The 23,199-nt window shown below is 38.4% G+C and carries 19 protein-coding genes; 11 read left to right on the top strand and 8 right to left on the bottom strand.

The window, feature by feature from the left end:
- Positions 1–22: 22 nt before the first annotated feature.
- From ASF92_RS08680 to mnmD, 5 genes are all read right to left on the bottom strand, one after another.
- Positions 23–1,666: a glycine--tRNA ligase gene (locus tag ASF92_RS08680; protein WP_056090892.1), complete on the bottom strand. Its 1,644-nt coding sequence runs from the start codon at positions 1,664–1,666 to the stop codon at positions 23–25.
- 182 nt (positions 1,667–1,848) lie between these two features.
- Positions 1,849–2,145, bottom strand: a complete 297-nt coding sequence (locus tag ASF92_RS08675; RefSeq protein WP_056090890.1) for a hypothetical protein — start codon at positions 2,143–2,145, stop codon at positions 1,849–1,851.
- Positions 2,146–2,147: 2 nt separating this feature from the next.
- The gene (locus tag ASF92_RS08670) at positions 2,148–3,257 is read right to left on the bottom strand and encodes an AI-2E family transporter (RefSeq protein WP_056090888.1); all 1,110 of its coding nucleotides are present in this window, start codon (positions 3,255–3,257) and stop codon (positions 2,148–2,150) included.
- Positions 3,258–3,336: 79 nt separating this feature from the next.
- Positions 3,337–4,284 (bottom strand): aldo/keto reductase, encoded by a 948-nt coding sequence (locus ASF92_RS08665; protein WP_056090886.1) that lies wholly within the window; start codon positions 4,282–4,284, stop codon positions 3,337–3,339.
- A 274-nt stretch (positions 4,285–4,558) separates the two neighbouring features.
- Positions 4,559–5,227, bottom strand: a complete 669-nt coding sequence (mnmD, locus tag ASF92_RS08660) for a tRNA (5-methylaminomethyl-2-thiouridine)(34)-methyltransferase MnmD (RefSeq protein WP_056090884.1) — start codon at positions 5,225–5,227, stop codon at positions 4,559–4,561.
- A 220-nt stretch (positions 5,228–5,447) separates the two neighbouring features.
- Between mnmD and ASF92_RS08655 the strand changes: the two genes are divergently transcribed.
- Entirely contained in the window at positions 5,448–5,786 is a 339-nt protein-coding gene (locus ASF92_RS08655; RefSeq protein ID WP_082489502.1) for an MmcQ/YjbR family DNA-binding protein, read from the top strand.
- Between the two features lie 17 nt (positions 5,787–5,803).
- On the opposite strand, the gene ASF92_RS08650 is transcribed toward ASF92_RS08655, so the two are convergent.
- Positions 5,804–6,580 carry a DUF2625 family protein gene (locus ASF92_RS08650; RefSeq protein WP_082489501.1) on the bottom strand — a complete coding sequence of 259 codons (777 nt, stop codon included), beginning with the start codon at positions 6,578–6,580 and terminating at the stop codon, positions 5,804–5,806.
- Between the two features lie 203 nt (positions 6,581–6,783).
- Positions 6,784–8,820 carry a M13 family metallopeptidase gene (locus ASF92_RS08645; RefSeq protein ID WP_056090876.1) on the bottom strand — a complete coding sequence of 679 codons (2,037 nt, stop codon included), beginning with the start codon at positions 8,818–8,820 and terminating at the stop codon, positions 6,784–6,786.
- Positions 8,821–9,361: 541 nt separating this feature from the next.
- Between ASF92_RS08645 and ASF92_RS08640 the strand changes: the two genes are divergently transcribed.
- The 8 genes from ASF92_RS08640 (at position 9,362) to ASF92_RS08605 (ending at position 20,940) form a co-directional block, all read left to right on the top strand.
- Positions 9,362–11,335 carry a heavy metal translocating P-type ATPase gene (locus tag ASF92_RS08640; RefSeq protein WP_082489500.1) on the top strand — a complete coding sequence of 658 codons (1,974 nt, stop codon included), beginning with the start codon at positions 9,362–9,364 and terminating at the stop codon, positions 11,333–11,335.
- Between the two features lie 28 nt (positions 11,336–11,363).
- Complete coding sequence (locus tag ASF92_RS08635; protein ID WP_056090873.1) at positions 11,364–11,996, top strand: Uma2 family endonuclease; 633 nt, start codon at positions 11,364–11,366, stop codon at positions 11,994–11,996.
- Positions 11,997–12,074: 78 nt separating this feature from the next.
- Positions 12,075–12,707, top strand: a complete 633-nt coding sequence (locus ASF92_RS08630; RefSeq protein ID WP_056090870.1) for a Uma2 family endonuclease — start codon at positions 12,075–12,077, stop codon at positions 12,705–12,707.
- Positions 12,708–13,056: 349 nt separating this feature from the next.
- A complete protein-coding gene (locus tag ASF92_RS08625) occupies positions 13,057–15,756 on the top strand; it encodes a valine--tRNA ligase (protein WP_056090867.1) in 2,700 nt (899 codons plus the stop codon).
- A 277-nt stretch (positions 15,757–16,033) separates the two neighbouring features.
- On the top strand, positions 16,034–16,897 hold the full coding sequence (locus ASF92_RS08620; protein ID WP_056090864.1) for a sugar phosphate isomerase/epimerase: 864 nt from the start codon (positions 16,034–16,036) through the stop codon (positions 16,895–16,897).
- A gap of 27 nt (positions 16,898–16,924) precedes the next feature.
- Positions 16,925–18,280 carry a Gfo/Idh/MocA family protein gene (locus ASF92_RS08615; RefSeq protein ID WP_056090862.1) on the top strand — a complete coding sequence of 452 codons (1,356 nt, stop codon included), beginning with the start codon at positions 16,925–16,927 and terminating at the stop codon, positions 18,278–18,280.
- Positions 18,281–18,378: 98 nt separating this feature from the next.
- Positions 18,379–19,740: a DUF1080 domain-containing protein gene (locus tag ASF92_RS08610; RefSeq protein WP_056090860.1), complete on the top strand. Its 1,362-nt coding sequence runs from the start codon at positions 18,379–18,381 to the stop codon at positions 19,738–19,740.
- Positions 19,741–20,940, top strand: a complete 1,200-nt coding sequence (locus ASF92_RS08605) for a Gfo/Idh/MocA family protein (RefSeq protein ID WP_056090855.1) — start codon at positions 19,741–19,743, stop codon at positions 20,938–20,940. It abuts the gene before it with no gap.
- Positions 20,941–21,084: 144 nt separating this feature from the next.
- Here ASF92_RS08605 and ASF92_RS08600 read toward each other — a convergent pair whose 3' ends face one another.
- A complete protein-coding gene (locus ASF92_RS08600; protein ID WP_056090852.1) occupies positions 21,085–21,543 on the bottom strand; it encodes a type I restriction enzyme HsdR N-terminal domain-containing protein in 459 nt (152 codons plus the stop codon).
- A 124-nt stretch (positions 21,544–21,667) separates the two neighbouring features.
- Between ASF92_RS08600 and holA the strand changes: the two genes are divergently transcribed.
- A complete protein-coding gene (gene holA, locus ASF92_RS08595; protein ID WP_056090848.1) occupies positions 21,668–22,690 on the top strand; it encodes a DNA polymerase III subunit delta in 1,023 nt (340 codons plus the stop codon).
- A 107-nt stretch (positions 22,691–22,797) separates the two neighbouring features.
- The gene (locus ASF92_RS08590) at positions 22,798–23,157 is read left to right on the top strand and encodes a VOC family protein (protein WP_056090845.1); all 360 of its coding nucleotides are present in this window, start codon (positions 22,798–22,800) and stop codon (positions 23,155–23,157) included.
- Positions 23,158–23,199: the final 42 nt, after the last annotated feature.

The raw sequence follows: 23,199 nt of genomic DNA, 5'->3' as shown, positions 1-23,199 counted from the left end.
TTTTTAAGTAACTGAGCGTCGATTATGCTAACAAATTCTTCCAGCTTACTGCTTTCCCAACAATATCAGCTAAATCTGCAATGGCAACGCGTTCCTGTTCCATGCTATCGCGATGGCGAATGGTAACGGTATTATCTTCCAGGCTCTGGTGGTCAACGGTAATGCAGAAAGGTGTACCAACTGCATCCTGACGGCGGTAACGTTTACCAATCGCATCTTTCTCTTCATAAATACAGTTGAAATCAAATTTCAATGCATCCATAATTTCCCTGGCTTTTTCTGGTAAACCATCTTTTTTGGTCAACGGGAAAACCGCTACTTTATACGGAGCAAGCGCCGGGTGAAGGCGCAGTAAAGTACGACTATCCTGTTTATCTTCCGTACTTAAGTCCTGCTCTTCGAAAGCATTTATCATGGTTAATAAGAACATACGGTCTAAGCCAATTGAGGTTTCTATAACATAAGGAACATAATTTCCAAACGGTTTACCTTCTTCATTTAAATCGTTATCGAAATACTGCATTTTTTTGCCAGAGAACTCCTGGTGCTGGGTTAAATCGAAATCAGTTCGGCTGTGAATGCCTTCAACTTCTTTAAATCCGAAAGGGAATTCAAACTCAATATCAGTGGCCGCATTTGCGTAGTGTGCTAATTTGACGTGATCATGGTAACGATATTTCTCAGGTGAAGTTCCCAGAGCCTTGTGCCATTTTAAACGGGCTTCTTTCCAGTATTCAAACCATTTTTTGTCTTCACCCGGGCGAACGAAAAATTGCATTTCCATTTGTTCAAACTCACGCATACGCATAATGAACTGGCGCGCAATTACCTCATTTCTGAAAGCCTTACCAATTTGGGCAATACCGAAAGGAATTTTCATTCTTCCTGATTTTTGAACATTCAAAAAGTTAACGAAAATACCTTGAGCAGTTTCCGGACGAAGATAAACCTCATCACTGCCTTCCGCCATTGCACCAAACTGCGTGCTGAACATCAGGTTAAACTGGCGAACGTCTGTCCAGTTAGAAGTTTTAGAAATCGGGCAAATTACTTTGTAATTAACAATCAAATCCTTCAGCTGACTTAGGTTTTCCGATTTTAGCGCCAGATTCATTTCAACCTCAAGCGCTAAACCTTTTTTTACAAATCTCCAGCTTGCCTCGTCAATAAAAGGATATTTAGCGTTGTCTAAAATTTCATCCTCATCTTTAAAACTGGGGATCCAGGCCGCCTGACCCTCATCACTTAATCCCAAAATCTCCTGTTGAAATTCTTCGAATTTAGCTTTGTTACCGGCACTAAAGCTTGCCAACTCAGAATATAATTCGTCAATTTTATTTTCCAATAACTGGTCGGCACGGTAGCGCTTTTTAGAATCTTTGTTGTCAATCATCGGGTCGTTAAAACCGTCGACGTGTCCACTGGCTTTCCAAACTTTGGGATGCATAAAAATAGCAGAATCGATTCCTACAATGTTTTCATGCATTTGCACCATAGCTTTCCACCAATAGCTTTTTATGTTATTTTTCAGCTCGGCACCCAACTGGCCATAGTCGTAAACGGCACTTAAGCCATCGTATATTTCGCTGCTTTGGAACACGAAACCGTATTCCTTAGCATGTGATATTACATTTTTAAATTGTTCGTCGTTATTTTTTTGGGCCATAATGGAGGCAAAGATAATAAAAAGGTGTTGGGATTAAAGGCTCAAGGTTGTTGTCGCAGCAAAATATCTCAGACTTAAGTCGGATTGATAATTGCGGAATATTACTTCAGAATTAGTAAGATTTATGATCAACCCAAAATAAAGCCGCTTAATGGCTAAATAGGCCTTATCTATTCTAAAACCTATTGTATTATATTAAAAGCGATTAGAATTGTCGCAATAAACAATACTATCAAGCCAGATAGAAAAATAAAATCGGCAACCTTTTCTAATTTTTGGCTCTCATTTCTTTCTCTTCGCATGGAGATAAAAGACAAAATGCAGCTTGTCATGAAAAACATTACGGCAGCAACTGCAAACTCATCGATTAGCGAATCATCAGTAAGGTTTAGTTTTTTTAAAGAAGTAAGCACGATGAAACAAATGCCAAGCAAATTGGCTGATGTACTTAGAATGTGCGGCGACCTGTTTTCAGCCATTGTTAATCTTTTTCCTCTAATTTAATCTTTTTTGTGATGCGGTAAACACGTTTCTTTTTATCGGGCTTATGCTCTTCGCCCATCAGGATTCCCCATGGTTTGAGATTATCTACCCGGTCGAAAATGATTTTTAGCATGGCTAAATAAGGTATGCACAAAAACATACCTGAAATACCCCAAATCATTTCACCTACCACAATCCCGATGAATGCAAATAAAGCATTAATTTTTACTTTTGAACCGACAACCAATGGCATCAATATATTGCCATCCAGTGCATGAACACCGATAAAAGCAACTAAAACAAGTAAAACTTTTCCCGCTCCGGCGGTAGCAAATGTAATCAGACAACTTACCACTAGAGCGAAAAATATTCCGAGATATGGCACAACATTAAAAATACCGGCAACCAGACCTAGTAATACAGCATATTTAATCCCTAATAAACTTAAAACGGTTATCATTAACACGGTAACGATAAGCATTTGTAGAAATAGGCCAATAATGTATTTTTTTATGATGTATTGAATCTGACTTACAATTTCAGTTACCTTTTCTTTATGCTCCTCCCTGAAAACAGAAGTTAGAAATGCAAATAGAATTCTGCGGTAATTCAGGATGAAAAAGGTGAATAGTAATGTAAATGCCAGGAATAGTAGGGTTGAGGACACCGTCGCTAGCGTTGTAGCCACGATCGCAGCACTCGTGGCCAGGGCTTTTTCGGTACTATCGTTTAAATAAGCGAGTTGCTTCGCTGTATTAACATGGAAAGTTTTAGAAATCCAATGTTGCAATTCGTGGTAAGAAACATTGGCTTTTTCTTTTAATAGGGGCCAGTCGGCCCACAAGTCACTAAGTTGATTTCCAAAAAAATAAATAATGCCTCCAATTCCTGCGATCATTAATACGACAGAAACAATGGTCGCCAGACTACGCTTAAACCTAAATTTGTGCTCTAAAAAATTACTAACGGGTAATAAGAGAATCGCCATTAGAAAGGAAAAAAGCAATGGCGCAAGTAAGGATTGCCCTAAGATGGCGATATAGGTTAAACTTATTAAACAGAATAAAACCAGTGCCAGTTTAGGGAGAAAAGATAGTTTTTCTTTCATAGTATTTTAAAAATCCTGTTTAATACAAAATGCCCGATTAATTGTTTCATCAATCGGGCATTTAAATATAGCAGATTATTTAATAGATACTCGCTTTATCTAAAAGTGAAATGTCTTCAGATGATAATTTTAAGTTTGCTGCTTCAGTAAAAGATTTCAGCTGACTTAAATCGGTTACACTTGCAATAGGGGCGGTAACTGACGGGTGGCTAATCAACCAGGCCAAAGCTACGGATGCTTGTTCTACGCCATATTTGTCAGCGACTTTGTCCAGGGCATCCAAAATTCGAAAGCCCCTCTCATTCAGGAATTTTTTAACGCCACCACCGCGCTGGCTTTTATTTAAATCTTCTTCGCTACGGTACTTTCCGGTTAAGAAACCGCTCGCCAAAGAATAATAAGTTATTACACCCAGGCCGTGGTCAAGACAGATTTTTTCATGCTCCTGTTCAAATTCTTCTCTATCGTACAGGTTGTAACCAGGTTGATAAACTTCATATCTAGGCAGATTATTGTTGGCTGAGAAAAGTAATGATTCTTTGAGTCTGTCGGCTGAGAAATTGGAGGCGCCAATCCAGCGTACTTTACCTGCTTTAATTAAAGTTTCGTAAGCATTTAAAGTTTCTTCAACAGGCGTTGTTTCATCATCAAAATGAGAAAAATACAGATCGATATAATCGGTTTGCAAGCGTGAGAGCGAATGTTCAACTTGGTTAATGATGTAATCTTTTTTTAATGATTTTCCACTGCCCATGTCCGATCCAACTTTAGTTGCAATAATAACTTCCTGGCGTTTATTGCTCTTTTTTAGCCAGTTACCGATAATGGTCTCTGATTCGCCGCCTTTGTTTCCGGACACCCAACGCGAATAAACGTCAGCTGTATCAATAAAATTGAAACCACTTTCAATAAAATGGTCTAATATTTCAAACGATTTCTGCTCATCGATGGTCCAACCGAAAACATTTCCTCCAAATACAATGGGCGCAATATTTAAATCTGTTTTTCCTAAAATCCTTTTTTCCATGATATGAAATTTAATGTTAGTTTAACAAATAAAGAAAGCCTGGGTTTTAAACGGGGGCGGAATTATGTCAGATTAAGATTAATAAACCAAAGTGGAAAGCAATCAAGCATTTCATTTTAATGCTGGTCCCGTGTTACGCTGTACCTTTAACTGTCTTTTCGAGAAGCTTAAGATGACAGTCAAAGGGTGCCGCTCCACCCGGGTTTATAAATTTCTGCTCTTGCTACTATATGCGTTTTTTCCTGCAAATCCAAAACCTTGAACCGTTTACCTTTTAATCCTCAACTTTAGTAGCTCTCAACATTTCTCTTTTTCCTGGCGCTCCGGGTAATTTTTCAATTGTAAAACCACAAGCTTTTAATGCTCTTTTAAGCTTTCCGGTAATCGCATAGGTTACGAAAGTTCCTCCGGGCTTTAAGAAACTGCAGGCCTGAGCAATTATTTCATCGCTCCACATCTCGGGTTGATGCTGAACTGAAAAAGCGTCGTAATAAATTACGTCAAATGTTTTTTCAGTAACGAACTGTGCTAATGTAACATGCGGAATTTCCAGTTCGCAAAGCGGAGATAGAGTTTGTTGAAATTTTAAGCTTTCTTCATAATTTGATATGAAATCAGTCCATATTTTTGGTGAAACAAATTCCGAATAGCCAGTTTGTTTTAGTAGGTCAGTAGTTAAGGGAAATGCCTCAATGCTCGTATAATCTAACTTAATGTTATTTTCGGTGCAATATTCTGCACTTAATATAAAGTTTAATCCTGTCCCGAAGCCAACTTCCAAAACTGAAATTTCTGATTTTCCTTCAGTGGCAAATTTTAAACCTGCATTAATAAAAACATGTTTACTTTCTTGTAAGGCACCGTGTTTACTGTGATAATGTTCGCCAATTTCTTCGTTGTAAAGTGTGTTAGAACCATCAGCGGTAGCGGTAATAATATTCATGATCAGGATTGCTAGGATTAAAGGATTACTAGGATTATGAGATTTTTGACCAGGATTAAAGGATTATAAGATTTCTAAGATTTTTGCGCAGAATTATTATTTTCGTAGCAGCTTACAAACATAGCGAAATTAGTATTTGTTTACCCTAAACCCTAAACCCTAAACCCTAAACCCTAAACCCTAAACCCTAAACCCTAAACCCTAAACCCTAAACCCTAAAATGGATATCGAATCTTTCAGAGCATATTGTTTAAGTCTTCCAGGAACGACCGAGGGGATGAAATGGGACCATCTTTGTTTTATGATTGAAGAAAAAATTTACGTAATCATCGCTATCGATGAGGGAACCCGTTTTTCTATAAAATGTAATCCTGAGGATTTCGACGCTTTAACTGCCAGAGATGGGATTGGGCAGGCTTATCACCTGGCAAAGCGACAATGGATCCAGGTGGAGAACCTTGATGTATTGACGGACAAGGAATTGAAAAGCCGTGTAGCGGATTCAAGAGCAATGGTGTTGGCTAAGTTACCAAAGAAAACGCAAGCCAAATACCTCTAAATTTTAGTACAAAAAAACTACTGTTTGCTATTATCTTTTTTTATGCCTTTATCAGCATTTATTTCTTTTGATTTCATGATGTTGAAACGGTACATTTCTTCAATACCAACAAGTTTTCGGGTGCATTTATCAATATCTGTTCCCTTTTCCCATAAGTAAGGGCGAAAGCTATAGGTTTTTGTGCCTTCTAAATTGCCTATAAATTGATTCCAGCTGCTCCAGCGCAAACCTTTATAAAATTTAGATAAATCGCTGTCGAAACAGAAAATAAGGAATTCGCCGTAACCCGCACCAAGCGGTTGCCAGGTTAAGGTATTTGGTTCAAGGTAGTAAACATTTTTTATGTCCTTACCTAAGCCGCCATAATTTATCGCAAAAAAACCGCCTATGGCATCATCGGCAATCAAAAGGTAAGGGATTTTATCACCGTATTCTTTTATCGTTTTACCCTTATTCCATTCAGCGATATTTCTGCTCAAACGGTCACTTCCCGAGCCTAAAATTCTTATCCAGCCATTATCAACCATAATTCCGCCTGTATTATAAATTACCGAACCTAAAGTGGCATAGGTAGAAATCTGTGCATTGTATAACGTTTCCTTCGCTTTTGCAGAATCAACAGGTAAAACCTCAACCTTGTTTTTAGCAGAATCAATCCATTTTTTTATAAGCGGCCAGGCGGGGTCGGTTTTGTTGACTAATGCATCTAAACTAATAAGATTGTCCTGAGCAAAAACCATAGAAGATGATAGGGTTATACTTAAGATAAAAAGGGCTTTGTAAATGCTTTTCATGTTGCAGGTTTATGTTTTTCAAAGATAGAATGATAATCAGGAATTACTAAGAAACGGTTTAAATTCAGTTGTAGCTTTTGATTGCTAAAAAAAGACGTCCCGATTTAATCGGGACGTCTATATCAGGGGTTAAATTCTGAAGAAATTTTCGAAGATTATGCTTAGACCTTTCGCCCTCAATCTTAAGCTCCTCCTGCACTAAATTACCACATTCTGATTCTATCTTCTGGTTTTTTGTACAATTTATCGCCAGGTTTAACATCAAATGCTGTGTACCATGCATCCATATTTACAGGTGCACCAATTGTACGGTATGGACCAGGAGAATGTGGGTCAGTTTTAATTAACTGAGCAGCACTTTCTGGTAAAATATTGCCTCTCCAAACTTGCGCCCAAGCCAGGAAGAAACGTTGATCTGGTGTAAATCCATCAATTTTTTCGTTACTCTGTCCCTGTTTAGTCATCTTGAAAGCAGTATACGCTGCATTTAAACCGCCTAAATCGCCAATATTTTCACCCATCGTCAATTTACCAATAACATGAACAGTATCCAAAACGGTATATGCATCAAATTGCTCGCCTAAAGCTTTTGTTTTTTCTTCAAATTTTTTGCGGTCTTCAGCAGTCCACCAGTTTTTTAAGTTACCTTTTGCATCATACTGGCTACCGCTATCATCAAAGCCATGGCTCATTTCGTGGCCTATAACTGCTCCAATACCACCATAATTTAGTGCATCATCTGCATTCGGATCAAAGAAGGGGAATTGTAAAATTCCAGCAGGGAACGTAATTGAGTTCATTGTTGGGCTGTATGATGCATTTACAGTTGGCGGCGTCATACCGAACTTGGTACGATCTACAGGTTTACCCAATCTGCCAACATTTTCGTTGTAACCCCAAACGCTTGCGTTACGTAAATTTTGAAAGTAGGTAGCTCTATTGATATTTAATCCAGTATAGGTTTCCCATTTAGTGGTGTAACCCACTTTAGGCTCAAATGCAGCCAGCTTTTCAAGCGCTTTTTTCTTGGTTTCCTCGCTCATCCATTCTAAACCTTTAATTCTGATTTCAAATGCTTTACGTAAGTTCACGATCATGGCATCCATACGTGCTTTCGCCTCAGGCTTGAAATATTTAGCTACATATAACTGGCCTAATAATTCGCCAATAGTGCCATCAGTTAACGATGACATGCGTTGCCAACGTGGTGTCTGAACTTTTTGACCAGTTTGTGCCTGCGAAAAAGCAAAACTTGCTTTAACAAACGGAGAACTCAAACTACCAGCAGAACTTTTTAATACGTTCCATTCTAAATAAGTTTTCCAATCAGCAACCGATATTGATTTCAACATGCCATCAAGGCTAGTCATAAATTTTGGAGAAGAAACTAATAATGTATCCTGACCATTAATTTTGAATTTGGTTAAATAAGTTGACCAGTTAATTCCCGGTGTTTTGCTGTTGAGGTCCGTAACTGTAAGTTTATTATAAGTTGCATAAGGATCACGCATTTCCAAGCGGCTCATTTGTGCTTCGGCAAATTGCTTTTCTATTTTGAAAACTGTTGCTGCCTTTTGTTTTGCCTCTTCTGCATTACTGCCCGTCAAAGAAAATAAAGTAGTAATATAGGTATTGTAGGCCTCACGGATTTTTACACTGCGGGTATCATTTTTTAAATAATAATCGCGATCTGGCAAAGTGGTGCCGCCCTGACCAATGTTGACCATGTATTTATTAACGTTTTTACGATCCTGACCAACCCCAAGACCGAACATTGGGCTGCCAATGCCACTGACACGCATGTAAGCAACCTGGTCTAAAACGCCCTGAACATCCTTAATTTGTTTGATTTTTTCTAAGTCAGCCTTGATCGGGGTGTAGCCTAATTTTTCAATAGCAACGGTATCCATTGCTGCAGCAAAAAAATCTCCGACACGGCGTTTTACTGATCCAGCAGGTGCAGATTTATCAGCAGCAGCCTCTTCCACGAGCGATTTAACGGCATTAATATTGAAATCACGAAGTTCGTTGAATGAGCCCCAACGTGTCTCCTTTGCCGGAACAGGATTGTTTTTTATCCATTTACCACTTGCGTATGTGTAGAAATCATCGCCTGGTTTAACAGACAAATCCATGTTTGCAGGGTCGATGAATTTTTTGGTGGTTTGTGCATTTGCAGAAAAGCCAGCAGCGACTATACCCAGTGCTGCAAAATATCTTTTCAAATTTTGGTATTTCATTCGCTTAAATAAGTTAGTTATAACAGCGAAATTTATGAAATACAAATTAATAATGAAACAATATAATAAGAATATTACTTGTTAAACCAGTAGTAAATTTTTGATATACCAAGCCTCCTTAGAAATTCGGTAGGCGAAAAATGGAACTTTAAGGATTTCATGATTTTAGAATCTTATTACAGTATTAACATTTTTTAACATCTTTTATTGTGTAGTTATAAAAAATTTCATTATTAAGAATGATTCACAATAAAGAACTAAATTTGAGCTAATGCCTGTTTAGCTTTACATGATTTTGAGAAGAACGTTTAGTATTTCATTGTAAATTGTATTCCAAGTGTTTGCTATAACAAAGCAAAAATGCTTTCAATTTTCGCTAAAATCGGTTAATTTGCTTTAGATAATGCTAAATTTGAACCACCTAAACCCGGCAAAGCATATGCCCGGAGGCCAGCTTTTCTATGCCTGGGGATGTGCAGGGATGGCGGCTGCAAGGAACCGAATGAGCTGGTGTTGCTTTTCAATATAAAATAGAAAATAAATGAGTCATTCCCACGATAAACAAGATAGCTGCTGCGGCAATAAAACGCACGAACATAAGCATGAAATAGGTCGCGAAGACAGTGATGAACATGAACATGATCATGGTGGCGACCCATCATCATTTAAGACGTATTTGCCTGCGATAGTTACGCTTTCCCTACTACTTATTGGTATTGCTTTCGATACTATTTTTAAAGTTGAGGCATTTAAAGTTGTTCGCCTGTACTGGTATATTGTAGCTTATTTACCAGTTGGTGTTCCGGTGTTACAGGAGGTTTGGGAAACCTTTAAGGCGAAGGATTTCTTTACTGAGTTTTCGCTGATGTCTGTTGCAACTATCGGTGCGTTTGCCATTGGTGAGTATCCGGAGGGAGTAACGGTGATGCTATTTTACACGATTGGTGAACTTTTTCAAATGGCTGCAGTAAATCAGGCAAAAAGGAATATCTCAGCCTTATTAGATGTTCGCGCCGACGTTGCCAGTGTGTTGCGTAAAGGTCAATACGAAAGTATTAATCCTAGTAAAGTTGAAATTGGAGAAACCATTCAAATTAAAGCAGGCGAGAAAATCCCTTTGGATGGCGAAATGTTATCAGAAAAAAGTAGTTTTAATACGGCTGCCCTAACAGGAGAAAGTAAACCGAAAACCATTGGCAAAGGCGAAAATGTTTTAGCAGGCATGCTGAACCTGGATAAAGTTATTGAGATAAAAGTTACCAAAGTTTTCGCAGATAGCGCACTATCCCGCATTTTAGAAATGGTCCAGAATGCAACTACGCGCAAGGCAAAAACGGAGCTATTTATTCGCAAATTCGCCAAAATTTATACACCAATTGTTTTCTTTCTGGCGTTGGCCTTAGTTACCGTACCGATTTTAATACTTGGCAACGAATATCATTTCCAAACCTGGCTGTACCGGTCTTTAGTTTTTCTGGTCATTTCTTGTCCCTGTGCTTTAGTCATTTCTATTCCATTAGGTTATTTTGGTGGAATCGGGGCGGCATCTTCTAATGGAATTTTATTTAAAGGTTCTAATTTTTTAGATTTAATTACAAAACTCAATACAGTTGTATTGGACAAAACCGGAACGCTTACACAAGGTGTTTTCAAAGTCCAGAAAGTCGAAAGCAATATCGATCAAATAGATTTTGTTGCTTTACTGGTTGCGGTTGAGGCAAAATCCACACATCCGATTGCAAAAGCCATCGTTGAGTACGCAGGAGGAAGTGAAGTCTATCCCGCGGAAAACATCGAGGAAATAGCCGGAATGGGCCTCAAAGGAATGGTAAATGGCAGAGCGGTTTTAGCTGGAAATGTTAAGCTTTTAGAGAAATTTAAAATCGAATTCGATTCTAAAGTTGCAGCAATTGAAGAAAGTATCGTTGTTGTAGCAATTGATGGAAAATATGTCGGTTACATTTTAATTGCAGATGAAATTAAAGAGGATGCAGCCGATGCGATTAAACAATTATATGCGAATGGTGTAAAACAAGTGGTGATGTTAAGCGGGGATAAAACTTCAATTGTGAAGAAAGTTGCAGGTGTTTTGGGCATTGATTCTTATTTCGGTGATTTATTACCTGAAGGTAAAGTTGCCAAGCTGGAGGAAATTAAAAAAGATAAAACCAAAGTGATCGCTTTTGTGGGCGATGGTATAAATGATACACCTGTTCTGGCCATCAGTGATATTGGCATTGCTATGGGTGCAATGGGTAGTGATGCCGCCATCGAAACGGCCGATGTGGTGATTCAAACCGACCAGCCCTCGAAAATCGCAACGGCAATTAAAATTGGTAAGGCAACAAAAAATGTAGTCATTCAGAACATTGTATTGGCTTTTGCTGTAAAAGCATTGGTGCTGGTACTGGGCGCGGGCGGCCTGGCAACCATGTGGGAGGCCGTTTTTGCTGATGTTGGTGTCGCTTTTTTAGCAATTCTAAATGCAGTCAGAATTCAAAAAATGAAGTTTTAAATTACTATAAAAATTAGTATATTTGGTTATGTCTGAGCCAATTTCATATCCTGAATTACATGATGAACCCGTTTATGAATTTAACGAGATTGATGCGTCGCTAACCTACAGCTATGCAAATTATTTAAATTGGCTTTTTGAGGATAGAGTGGAACTGATTAAGGGCAAAATCTTTAAAATGAGTCCTGCAGCATCACGAGTGCATCAGGAGGTTTCAAGAAACATTTTCAATCCACTTGTCAATTTTCTTAAAAAACAAAATTGTAAAGTTTATTCTGCACCTTTTGACGTTCGTTTCCCGAAAGAAAGCAAAGCTGATGCAGCTATTTTTACAGTACTACAGCCTGATATTTGTGTAATTTGCGATAAAAGTAAATTAGACTATCGTGGTTGTATCGGTGCTCCTGATGTTGTAATTGAAATTCTATCGCCAGGAAATACGAAAATGGAACTGTTGCATAAATACAAAGTTTACGAAGAATCTGGTGTTAAAGAATATTGGGTGGTTAGCCAAAGCGACCAAAGTATTTTAATTTATACCCTGAATGATTTAGGGAAATTCCAGCCTTCTAAACTATTTACCTTAAGTGAGAAAGTTTCTTCATCAGTTTTGCCAGGTTTTGAGTTATTACTAGATGAAGTATTTCACGACCTGGATTAACTGCTCAAAAAAAATCGGAAATAAACCGAAAGACAATTTCATTAATTTAACATACTACAAAATTTAACGTATTTGGTTATGAATAAGCCAGTTCCGTATTCAGATTTGCATGACGAGCCCGTTAATGAACTTAACGATATTGATGCATCATTAACTTATAGCTACGCGAATTATTTAAACTGGCTTTTTCCGGATCGGGTAGAACTCATTAAAGGTAAAATCTTTAAGATGAGTCCTGCGCCATCACGCATACATCAAAAGATATCGATTAGGATTTCTAATCTGTTAGTAAATTTTTTAAAAAATAGATCTTGTGAGGTTTACGCAGCACCTTTTGATGTCCGGTTTCCAAAAGAAAGTACAGAGGACAAAGAGGTATTTACTGTGTTGCAGCCTGATATCTGTGTAATCTGCGATAAAAGTAAATTAGACTATCGTGGTTGTATTGGTGCTCCTGATCTTGTCATTGAAATTTTATCGCCAGGAAACAACAAAAAAGAACTGCTTTATAAATACCAGGTTTACGAAGAATTTGGTGTAAAAGAATATTGGGTGGTAAGCCAAAGCGACCAAAATATTTTAATTTATAGCCTGAATGAGTCAGGAAAATTTCAGCCGTCGAAAATATTTACATTAAGCGAGAAAATTACCTCATCGGTTTTACCAGGTTTTGAGCTGGCTCTGGATGATGTTTTCGAAAATTTGGATTAATGAGGCTTAAAAAAAAGCCGAAAGCTACGTGTGATTCATTCTAAACTCCTCAACCGCATCCTTAAGCTTTTTCCTGCTTTTTTTTAACCAACATTTAATGTTGTCTGTTTTTTTAAGTTCAACCTAATTCTAAAACTGATTGCATCGAAGATAATTTTGATACAGATCTTTGCAACTTCACACTGACTAACCTTATAACAAAAGCTGCCCTTACTTTTCAAATAATCAAATAAACACCGCCTTTCAGGCGCCCTCTAAAAAAGGCGAATTGTATTGCGCCAAACTTTTAGCTTTACACTTTAGTCTTTCAGCTTAATTAGCTATTTTTGGGCTTTTATAACAATTTTTCATGAGCATTTCCACACATTACAATCCTGCAGAAACAGAAGATAAATGGTATAGCTATTGGCTGTCGAAGAAATTTTTTCATTCAGAACCTGACGAGCGTGAGCCTTATACCATCGTAATTCCGCCGCCAAATGTGACGGGGGTACTGCATATGGGGCACATGTTAAACAACACGATTCAGGACGTTCTGATTCGTAAAGCCCGTATGCAGGGAAAAAATGCTTGCTGGGTTCCGGGAACGGACCATGCATCTATTGCTACAGAAGCGAAAGTTGTGGCCATGTTAAAGGAGCAAGGCATCAATAAAAAAGACCTTTCCCGTGAAGAATTTTTGAAATATGCCTGGGAGTGGAAAGAAAAATACGGCGGCATCATTCTGGAACAATTGAAGAAATTGGGCGCAAGCTGCGATTGGGACCGTACTCGTTTCACAATGGAGGAAGACCTTTCTGCGGCAGTTATCGATTCATTTATTCACTTGTACAAAAAGGGCTGGATTTATCGCGGAATTCGCATGGTAAACTGGGATCCTGCAGGTAAAACGGCAGTGTCTGATGAGGAGGTTATACGTAAAGAAGTAAATCAGAAATTATATTATATTAAGTATCAAGTATCAGGTAGCAAGAATCAAGAATCAGGTAGCGCGAATCAAGATGAGCCGGAGTATTTAACTGTTGCTACAACGAGGCCCGAGACGATTATGGCTGATGCAGCAATCTGTATGAATCCCCATGATGAGCGTTTCACGCACCTGAAGGGCAAGAAAGTTTTTGTCCCTCTGGTTAATCATGAAATTCCTGTTATTGAAGACGAATATGTCGACATGGAATTCGGTACTGGCTGTTTAAAAGTTACACCCGCTCATGATTTAAACGATTATGAATTGGGAGTGAAACACAATTTACCGGTAACTGATATCTTAAACGATGATGGAACTTTAAATGAATTGGCAGTTATTTTAGTGGGTGAAGATAGGTTTGTTGCCCGAAAAAAAATCGCCAAAATGTTGGAAGAGGCCGGTCATTTAGACAAGGTTGAAGATTACAAATCTCAGGTTGGTTTTTCTGAACGTACTGATGCGGCTATCGAACCAAAGCTTTCCATGCAATGGTTTGTAAAGATGAAGGAAATGGCTCAACCCGCTCTGGATGACGTTTTAAATGGGGATGTAAACCTGATTCCGAATAAATTTGAAAATACCTATCGTCACTGGATGGAAAATGTTCGCGATTGGAATATTTCCCGTCAGCTCTGGTGGGGGCAACGCATCCCGGCCTGGTACGATGACAAAGGAAATTGGGTGGTTGCGAAAACAAAAGATGAAGCATTAGAAGAATTCTGGAAGAAAAAACATTTGGACGAAAGCTCTTTGGACACTGAAAAAGCCGGATTCAAGCATCAATTAGAGCCTTTTTTGAGGCAGGATGAGGATGTAATGGATACCTGGTTTTCTTCATGGTTATGGCCGATTTCTGTTTTCGACGGATTTAAAAATCCGGATAACAAAGACATTAATTACTATTATCCAACCAATGATTTAGTTACAGCGCCAGAAATTATGTTCTTCTGGGTGGCCCGGATGATTATGGCCGGACATGAGTTTATGGGTAAAAAACCATTCACAAATGTTTACCTAACAGGTATCGTTCGCGATAAGTTGGGGCGCAAGATGTCTAAATCGTTGGGTAATTCACCAGACCCGATTGGGCTAATTGAAAAATATGGTGCCGATGCCGTTCGTGTTGGTATGCTCATGTCATCTCCGGCAGGTAACGATTTAATGTTCGACGAAAGCTATTGCGAACAAGGGCGCAATTTTGCATCAAAAATATGGAATGCTTTCCGTTTGGTAAAAGGTTGGGAAGTGGATGATAACTTAGAAAACCCGAATACGCAAGCGATTTCCTGGTTCGAGAGCCGTTTCAACGAAGCATTGGTAGAAATCGAGGCGAACTTCAAACAATATCGTTTATCGGAGGCTTTAATGATAACCTATAAATTGGTTTGGGACGATTTCTGCGCCTGGTACCTGGAAATGGTTAAACCGGCTTACCAAAAACCAATTGATGCGGAGAGCTATAAAGCAACGGTTGGATTCTTTGAAAATATCATCAGGTTATTGCACCCAAATATGCCATTCTTAACTGAAGAACTATGGCATGATGATTTGTTTGCCGCGCGCGGAGAAATGGACTGTTGCATTGTTGCTGAGTTCCCAACAGGTGGTTTAATTGATGAGAAATTGCTGAAAGATGCAGAAGTAATTAAAACTGTCGTTGCTGAAATTAGAAATATTCGCAACCAGAAACAAATTTCACCGAAAGAGGCTTTGTCTTTAAATTTAAAGGTAAATTCTGATATTGATTACGAGAAATGGCTGAACATCATTTTCAAACTGGCAAATGTTTCTGAAGCAGAAATTGTAAACGATAAAATAGCGGGAGCAACGGCTTTCATGGCAGGAAAAGATGAGTTTTTCATTCCTTTAACTGAAAATATTGATGTCGATGCGGAACGTATTCGCTTAAATGCCGATTTGGTTTACCTGCAGGGTTTCTTAAAATCGGTTGATGCTAAATTAAGTAATGAGCGCTTTGTGCAAAACGCGAAACCAGAAATTATTGCCAATGAACGCAATAAGAAAGCAGATGCTGAAGCTAAAATCAAGATTATAGAGGAAAGTTTAGCTATGCTGGGATAAATTTTATTAAACCTATGAGGTTTTTAAAATGTTATAGGTTTCGACCAAGCCCTTTAGGAGCCTATTCTAAAGGGCTTTTGTTTATGCCCTAAATTATTGAAATCACCGTTTTATCAAGATATTTAATAAATTCATGCTCATGACTGACTCAGCATAGTTTCAGTTCCCGTTTCTAAATTGTTACCAAACTCCTTCTATTCTATTAAGTTAAACTCTTATTTTGCATTATAATAAATCTTGAAGACTTTCTAACCAGTCACTGCTAATACAGTTTATAATGAAATTAAAAATTTTTATTGGCTCAATTTTACTTTCATTGTTCTTATCAGGTTTTCGATGGGAAACAAAGCCATCAATCCCTTTAGGTATAGTTACTACAATAGAAAAAGACAGCCTAATTATAGCATCAGGGTTCCAATTAATGGGCGCATCCGTGGGCAAAATGATTGCCCCGTCTCTTTCAGAAGAAAAATTCAAACAAAATTTAAAAAACATCGGAAAACTCAAAGCCAAACTCTACATGTGCAATGTGATGTTTCCTGGCGAAATGAAGATAGCTGGACCGAAAGTTAATGAAGCCAGGGTACTTGCATATGTTGATAGTTTATTTCAAAGAGCACAGCAAGCAAAAGTAAGTTTGATTGTGCTGGGAAGTGGAGCAGCCCGACGCCTACCAGAGAATTACGATGTTAAAAAAGCGACAACGGAGTTCGTATTGCTGTGTAAAAAAATAGCTGTTATTGCAGCAAAATATAAGGTTAAAATTGCATTAGAAAACCTTCAACACACAGAAACCAATTTTATCAATACTGTAAAATCTGCAGCCGAAGTTGTGAGGTCAGTAAATCATCCAAATTTTAAACTCAATGCGGATATTTTCCATATGAGAAGAGAACAAGAGCCTCCTCAAAACATTATAGATGCCAGAGATTTGCTTATTCACTGCGAAATTGCAGAAAACGATGAACGAACATTGCCCGGAATTAAGGGCGATGATTTTACGGCTTATATACAAGCTTTAAAAAAAGCAAAGTATAGAGGGCCGGTTTTTGTTGAGGCGGGGAGCGATTATTCAGATACGCAGCTGGCTTTTTGCTTTCAGTATTTAAACAGACAAATCGAACAAGTTTATAAGAATTAATAATTCATTTTTGCCATTAACCATATTATGGAAAATTCCAGGAGAACATTTATTAAACAATCTGCCATATTCGCGGCCGCCACTTATGCCGGTACGATGGGTATGAATGCAAAAAGCTACGGCCGAATCATTGGGGCCAACGATAGGGTACGTGTTGGTGTTGTTGGGTTTTCAGACCGTTTTAAAGATACGCTACTGCCTTGTTTTTTAAATCACAACAAAGAATTAAACTTTGATGTAGTTGGCCTTTCCGATTTATGGAGTTACCGCAGGGATTTAGGAATTGCGCATTTGAAACAAAAATTCGGACACGATATTAAGGCTTGCAGAAATAATGATGAACTCTATGCCACTAAAGATTTAGACGCGGTAATCATCAGCACGGCAGATTTTCAGCATGCATTACACACCATTGAAGCCGTAAAAGCAAACTGCGATGCCTATGTAGAAAAACCCTTCGCCGAAACGATGGACGATGCCAAAGCAGCACTTAAAGCTGTAAAAGCGACGGATAGAATTATTCAGATTGGTTCTCAACGCAGGAGTGGAGAGAATTATGCAAACGCTGCAAGATATATTCAGGATGGAAAATTCGGGCCAATTACAGCGGTAGATTTGGTTTGGAATGTGAATCAGCCTGGCCGTTGGCGCAGACCGGATTTAGTCGCAAAGCTTAAAGAAGAAGATATTGATTGGAAAAGATTTCTATTAAACCGTCCTAATGAGGCTTTCGACCCAAGGAAATATTTAGAGTATCGTCTGTTCTGGCCATATTCTTCAGGAATGCCAGGTCAGTGGATGTCGCACCAAATCGATACGGTGCATTGGTTTACTGGTTTAAAACATCCAAGAAGTGTTGTTGCCAATGGTGGAATTTACACCTGGAAAGATGGCCGTAGAAACTGGGATTCGATGGTGGCGGTTTTTGATTACGGTCAGCCGAATTCGGAAGATGGATTTCAGGTTACTTTTACCTCGCGAATGCAAAATAGCGTTGGCGATGTTGGCGAAGTTTATTATTCGAACGGTGGAGAACTCAACTTAATTACGAACAAAGTTTCTCCCAAAGGTGGATTAAGACAACAGGAGGCATCGGCAATGGGCATGAAAGCTAATTTGTTGCCCGAATTTGATTTAAGTAAAACAGAAATCAAGGCCGCAACAGGCGCAAACATGGGCGGTGATTCATTAACTTCGGGTCACATGAGGAATTGGATGGAATGTGTTCGCAGTCGTAAAACGCCAAACGCACCAGTTGAAGCCGGCTACTCACATTCAATTGCAAACATCATGACAAATGCTGCGGTGCGTACCGGAGCAAAATCTGTTTTTGATGAAGGCAGGCAAGAAGTAATCGCAAACGGAAAAGTTTTTAAATATTAATTAATTTTCACCACCTGAGACACCTAAGAAAACCTAAGATGATATATTAACTAAGTCGCTCTTAGGTGTCTCAGGTGGTAAATCCATATAAATTAAACATGTTAATCAAAAAATATAGTATCCTGGCCCTTTCTTTAATTAGTCTATCAGCTGCCGCACAAAAAGCAAAACCGCTTTTCGATGGCAAAACTTTAACAGGCTGGAAAGCAGTAGCTGGAGCCGCACCTTACAAAGTTGAAGATGGTGCAATTGTAGGCACCATGACGAAAGGAACACCAAATTCTTTCCTGATTACTGAAAAGGAATACGGAGATTTCATTCTCGAACTGGATGTAAAATTAGAGGGCGAAACCACGAATTCAGGTATTCAAACACGTAGCCATATTAAGCCGGAGGGTAATAATGGGAAAGGATTAGTTTTTGGTCGCCAGGTCGAAATCGACCCAACTTCAAGATCTTGGACCGGAGGTGTTTACGATGAGGCGCGACGGTTATGGTTGTATCCTTTGGAGTTAAATCCATCAGCAAAACCCTTGTATAAAAAGAATGAATTTAATCATTATCGCATCGAAAATATCGGTAACGAACTCAAAACATGGGTGAACGGAAGGCCTGTTGCTTATGTTATCGATACCCTGGATAAATCCGGTTTTATTGGTTTGCAAGTGCATGGCATAGGAAATGAATTGGGCAATGATGGTAAAAAAGTTTATTTTAAAAACATCAATATCCAGACGGAGGGCTTAAAATCAAAGGCTTTTCCGAAAGGAATTTATGCGGTAAATTTAACGCCAAACACTTTATCAGCTTACGAAAGATCGGAGGGTTATAAATTACTTTTCGATGGAAAAAGTAATGCCGGCTGGGTTGGCGCATATAAAAATGCCTTTCCTGAAAAGGGCTGGAAGATAGAAAATGGGGTAATCAGCGTGGAACCATCAAGTGGTGCAGAATCTACAAATGGTGGCGATATTGTAACTAAAGAAGAATTCTCGGCTTTTGACATGTCGTTTGAGTTTAAACTTACACCCGGCGCAAATAGCGGGGTTAAATATTTTGTTACGTTAAGCGAAAAGAATACAGGTTCAGCAATTGGTCTGGAGTATCAGGTTTTGGATGACGTCTTACATCCCGATGCTAAATTAGGAAGAGATGGAAACCGTACGCTTGCATCGTTATACGATTTAATTACGTCGAAAAAAGAGCCACGTTACCTTCGCCCAATCGGCAGTTGGAATAATGCCCGTTTAATTGTTTATCCAAATAATAAGGTAGAGCATTACCTAAATGGCGTAAAAGTTCTGGAATATGTTCGTGGTTCGGAAGAATTTAAAAAACTCGTTTCTATAAGTAAATATAAAGACTGGAAAAACTTCGGTGAGGCTCCTAAGGGCCATATCTTACTTCAAGACCATGGTAACAAAGTAGATTTCAGAACCATAAAAATTAAACAGTTATAGATGCATCGTCGTTCGTTTATAAAAAAGTCGGCATTGTTTGGTTCCGGTGTTTTAGCGGCTGAAAATGTGTTGGCTAACTTGAGTTTAGATCGGGAGAAAATTATCAATATTGCCATGATTGGCTGCGGAGACAGGGGGAAAGGTGTTCTTTCTGTTATCAAATCAATGCCTGCAAAATTTAATATTGTTGCTTACTGCGATGTTTTGGATTTTCGATTGGAGGAAACCAAAAAGTATGTTCCGGCATCTGCAAAGGCTATTAAAGAATCCCAAAAGGTTTTAGATGATAAAACAATTGATGCAGTTTTTATTGCAACGCCTTTAAGCGAACATTTTAAAATTGCAAAGGATGCCGTACTTGCAGGCAAACATGTGTATGTTGAAAAGACCATGACTTACAACATTGCTCAGGCTTTGGAATTGAGGAATTTGGTTTTGAAACATCCTAAACTGGTTTATCAGGTCGGTTATCAGTATCGCTATTCTCCGTTGTATTTCAGGGTAAAAGAGATGATTAAAACCGGCTATCTTGGCAAGGTTTCGCAGGTGGATTGCCGTTGGGACAGAAACGGGAACTGGCGGAGAAAAGTGACTGATCCCAAACTAGAGCGTCAGATTAACTGGCGGATGTATAAGGAATATTCCGGCGGTTTGGCGGCTGAACTGCTTTCGCATCAAATCGACTTTATCAATTGGGCATTTGAAACACAACCTGATGAAATTACTGGTGTTGGGGGAATCGATGTTTTTAAGGATGGTCGCGAAACTTGTGATAATATTCAATCGATGCTTAGGTATGAGCGGGCAGGTATGATTGGTAATTTCGGTGCAACTTGTGGAAATGCGCACGATGGTTATCTTTTCAAAATTAAAGGTACAAAAGGCTCCGTTTCTTTACTCACAAATACAGGCATATTTTATCCGGAACCCGAAACGAAAAAAGAGCTGGGCATTGTAGATGGTGTAACTGGTGCGAGCAAAATTGTGGTCAACCAGGACGGTGGGATCCCGATTTTGGATAAGCTAACGCTTGATGGAACAAATTATGCCCTCGAAGAATTTTACGAATCGATTATTTCAGGGAAACTCCCGGCATCGAATGTGAAAACCGGAACGCAGGCAGCGATTTGTGTTGCGATGTGCAATGAGGCAATTTATTCCGGCAATAAACAATTGTGGAAAAAGGAGTATGGAATCTAAACATCTAATTAAATTACAAGTAATTGCGAATGCAGTCGTCATTTCGACTGGAGTGAAGCGGAATGGAGAGATCTTTGTAATCAGTAACAAAATTCAAAGATTTCTCGGCATCGCTCGAAATGACGACATGTCGATTATAATAACCTACAAATCTAAATAATTTGGCATCTCAGGTGTAAAAACGAATCGTCCTTTCTCTAAATCCATTTTGGCATATACATGCTGCAGGCCATTTGTGAGCACCACCCACTTGGCTTGATGCACAGAGTTATACCTTGATGCCTGTTCAAAAACCGACGGTGTGATTTTTACTGCTGGCGCTTTGCACTCAATGAGAACCAGTTTTTCCCCATTGGCATTGTAAATTAAGATGTCACTACGCTTTTGAAGCTGATTTAAAACCAAACCGCCTTCAATTTGAATTAAAGTTTTTGGAAAGTTCTTGTTTACTATCAAATCCTGTATAAAATGCTGACGAACCCATTCTTCAGGTGTTAAAACCAAGTGCTTCTTCCTCAACTCATCAAAAATAAAAACCACATCATATTTCCGGGTTAGTTTAAACGGATATGGAGGCAGATTTAATGGGGTCGGATGAAACATTATAATTTTCGGTTAAGCAATTTAACCAATTAACCAATTGAACAATTAAACAACAATGGCCAAAGTTAATATTGTTTATAAACATTTACTCAAATCCTAAAAGCTAAATTGTAATTTTACGGCAATGACTGCTGCCGAAATTATAAAAGATATTAAAGCCCGTAAGTTTAAACCAGTGTATTTATTACATGGGGAAGAATCATACTACATCGATCAGGTAACGGATTATATCGAAGATAAGTTACTTAGTGATGCCGAAAAAGGTTTCAATCAAACCGTTTTATATGGAAAGGATACCGATATGGCAACGGTTTTAGGAGCAGCAAAGCGGTACCCGATGATGTCTGATTATCAGGTTGTGATAGTTAAAGAGGCGCAGGATTTAAAATGGGCAAAGGAAGAAGGCAGCAGTAAGGAAGCCGAATTTGTTCTGAGCTATTTTGAAAAGCCATTACCAAGTACAATTCTTGTTCTTGCCTTTAAATATGCCAATTTCGACAAGAGGAAAAAGATTTACAAAGCCATCAGTAAAAGTGGCCTGATCTTTCAATCAGACTCCGTTCGGGATTACAAGCTGGTGCCCTGGATTGAAGATTTTGTAAAGGAAAAAGGCTATAAAATAGACCAGCAGGCATCTGCCTTGATGGCTGAATATTTGGGGACAGACCTATCTAAAATTGCAAACGAGATCGAGAAATTGATGCTGAATGTTTCCAGGGAAGTAACCATAAATACTGATTTGGTTCAAAAAAACATCGGCATTAGCAAAGAGTATAATGTATTTGAACTTCAGAAAGCTTTGGCGGTACGTAATATTTTAAAATGCAATCAAATTATAGATTATTTTGCAAGTAACCCCAAGGCTAATCCAACTGTTATGGTATTGGCAAATTTAGGCGGTTATTTTACTAAGCTTTTAAAATATCATTACGTTCAAAATAAAGCGGATGCTGCATCGGCACTGGGTGTGCCCCCTTTTTTCATTAAAGACTACGAAGTTGCCGCAAGAAATTACAACACCGGAAAAGTTTTCCAGGTGATAGCGCTACTTCGTGAGTATGATTTAAAAAGTAAAGGCTTAAATAGCAGTGGAAATGTCAATGATGGAGAACTCTATAAAGAACTTATTTTTAAGATACTACATTAATTTAAATTGTTAAACTGGTTAATCTCAGCATCGGTTGATGTATTATAATGCATATCATTTTATCAATTTAACAATATAGGAATTAACCAATTTAAACATTAACGAATATGCTACAAGGATTAAGAACAATAGTTTATTATGTAGGCGATTTAACAGCCGCGAAAGAATGGTATAAAAGCGTATTCGAAATAGAGCCGTACTTCGATGAACCATATTATGTTGGCTATAATGTTGGTGGATTCGAATTGGGTTTAAATCCAGACGATTCTGGTTTTAGTAACGGTAACCACTCCATAACGTATTGGGGCGTTAAGGACATCAAAGAAACTTTTAGACGTTTTGCAACACTGGAAATCGAAATTCATGAGCAACCTAATAATGTTGGAGGTTCAATTTGGGTCGGAAGCATTTTTGATCCCTTCGGAAACGTAATTGGCTTGATAGAAAATCCAGAATTCTCGTTATAAAATTATTTTTATAGTTAAAACTAAATAAATTAAGCGTTTGTA

The organism is Pedobacter sp. Leaf176 (genome assembly GCF_001424305.1).
Classification (GTDB): Bacteria; Bacteroidota; Bacteroidia; order Sphingobacteriales; family Sphingobacteriaceae; genus Pedobacter.
Note: the sequence above shows the minus strand (reverse complement) of the source record. Positions and strands in the feature narration are given on the sequence as shown.

Excerpts from the sequence above, each read along its gene's own strand:
- ASF92_RS08680 (WP_056090892.1), bottom strand. The coding sequence starts at position 1,666 with ATGGCCCAAAAAAATAACGACGAACAATTTAAAAATGTAATATCACAT.
- ASF92_RS08675 (WP_056090890.1), bottom strand. The coding sequence starts at position 2,145 with ATGGCTGAAAACAGGTCGCCGCACATTCTAAGTACATCAGCCAATTTG.
- ASF92_RS08670 (WP_056090888.1), bottom strand. The coding sequence starts at position 3,257 with ATGAAAGAAAAACTATCTTTTCTCCCTAAACTGGCACTGGTTTTATTC.
- ASF92_RS08665 (WP_056090886.1), bottom strand. The coding sequence starts at position 4,284 with ATGGAAAAAAGGATTTTAGGAAAAACAGATTTAAATATTGCGCCCATT.
- mnmD (WP_056090884.1), bottom strand. The coding sequence starts at position 5,227 with ATGAATATTATTACCGCTACCGCTGATGGTTCTAACACACTTTACAAC.
- ASF92_RS08655 (WP_082489502.1), top strand. The coding sequence starts at position 5,448 with ATGGATATCGAATCTTTCAGAGCATATTGTTTAAGTCTTCCAGGAACG.
- ASF92_RS08650 (WP_082489501.1), bottom strand. The coding sequence starts at position 6,580 with ATGAAAAGCATTTACAAAGCCCTTTTTATCTTAAGTATAACCCTATCA.
- ASF92_RS08645 (WP_056090876.1), bottom strand. The coding sequence starts at position 8,820 with ATGAAATACCAAAATTTGAAAAGATATTTTGCAGCACTGGGTATAGTC.
- ASF92_RS08640 (WP_082489500.1), top strand. The coding sequence starts at position 9,362 with ATGAGTCATTCCCACGATAAACAAGATAGCTGCTGCGGCAATAAAACG.
- ASF92_RS08635 (WP_056090873.1), top strand. The coding sequence starts at position 11,364 with ATGTCTGAGCCAATTTCATATCCTGAATTACATGATGAACCCGTTTAT.
- ASF92_RS08630 (WP_056090870.1), top strand. The coding sequence starts at position 12,075 with ATGAATAAGCCAGTTCCGTATTCAGATTTGCATGACGAGCCCGTTAAT.
- ASF92_RS08625 (WP_056090867.1), top strand. The coding sequence starts at position 13,057 with ATGAGCATTTCCACACATTACAATCCTGCAGAAACAGAAGATAAATGG.
- ASF92_RS08620 (WP_056090864.1), top strand. The coding sequence starts at position 16,034 with ATGAAATTAAAAATTTTTATTGGCTCAATTTTACTTTCATTGTTCTTA.
- ASF92_RS08615 (WP_056090862.1), top strand. The coding sequence starts at position 16,925 with ATGGAAAATTCCAGGAGAACATTTATTAAACAATCTGCCATATTCGCG.
- ASF92_RS08610 (WP_056090860.1), top strand. The coding sequence starts at position 18,379 with ATGTTAATCAAAAAATATAGTATCCTGGCCCTTTCTTTAATTAGTCTA.
- ASF92_RS08605 (WP_056090855.1), top strand. The coding sequence starts at position 19,741 with ATGCATCGTCGTTCGTTTATAAAAAAGTCGGCATTGTTTGGTTCCGGT.
- ASF92_RS08600 (WP_056090852.1), bottom strand. The coding sequence starts at position 21,543 with ATGTTTCATCCGACCCCATTAAATCTGCCTCCATATCCGTTTAAACTA.
- holA (WP_056090848.1), top strand. The coding sequence starts at position 21,668 with ATGACTGCTGCCGAAATTATAAAAGATATTAAAGCCCGTAAGTTTAAA.
- ASF92_RS08590 (WP_056090845.1), top strand. The coding sequence starts at position 22,798 with ATGCTACAAGGATTAAGAACAATAGTTTATTATGTAGGCGATTTAACA.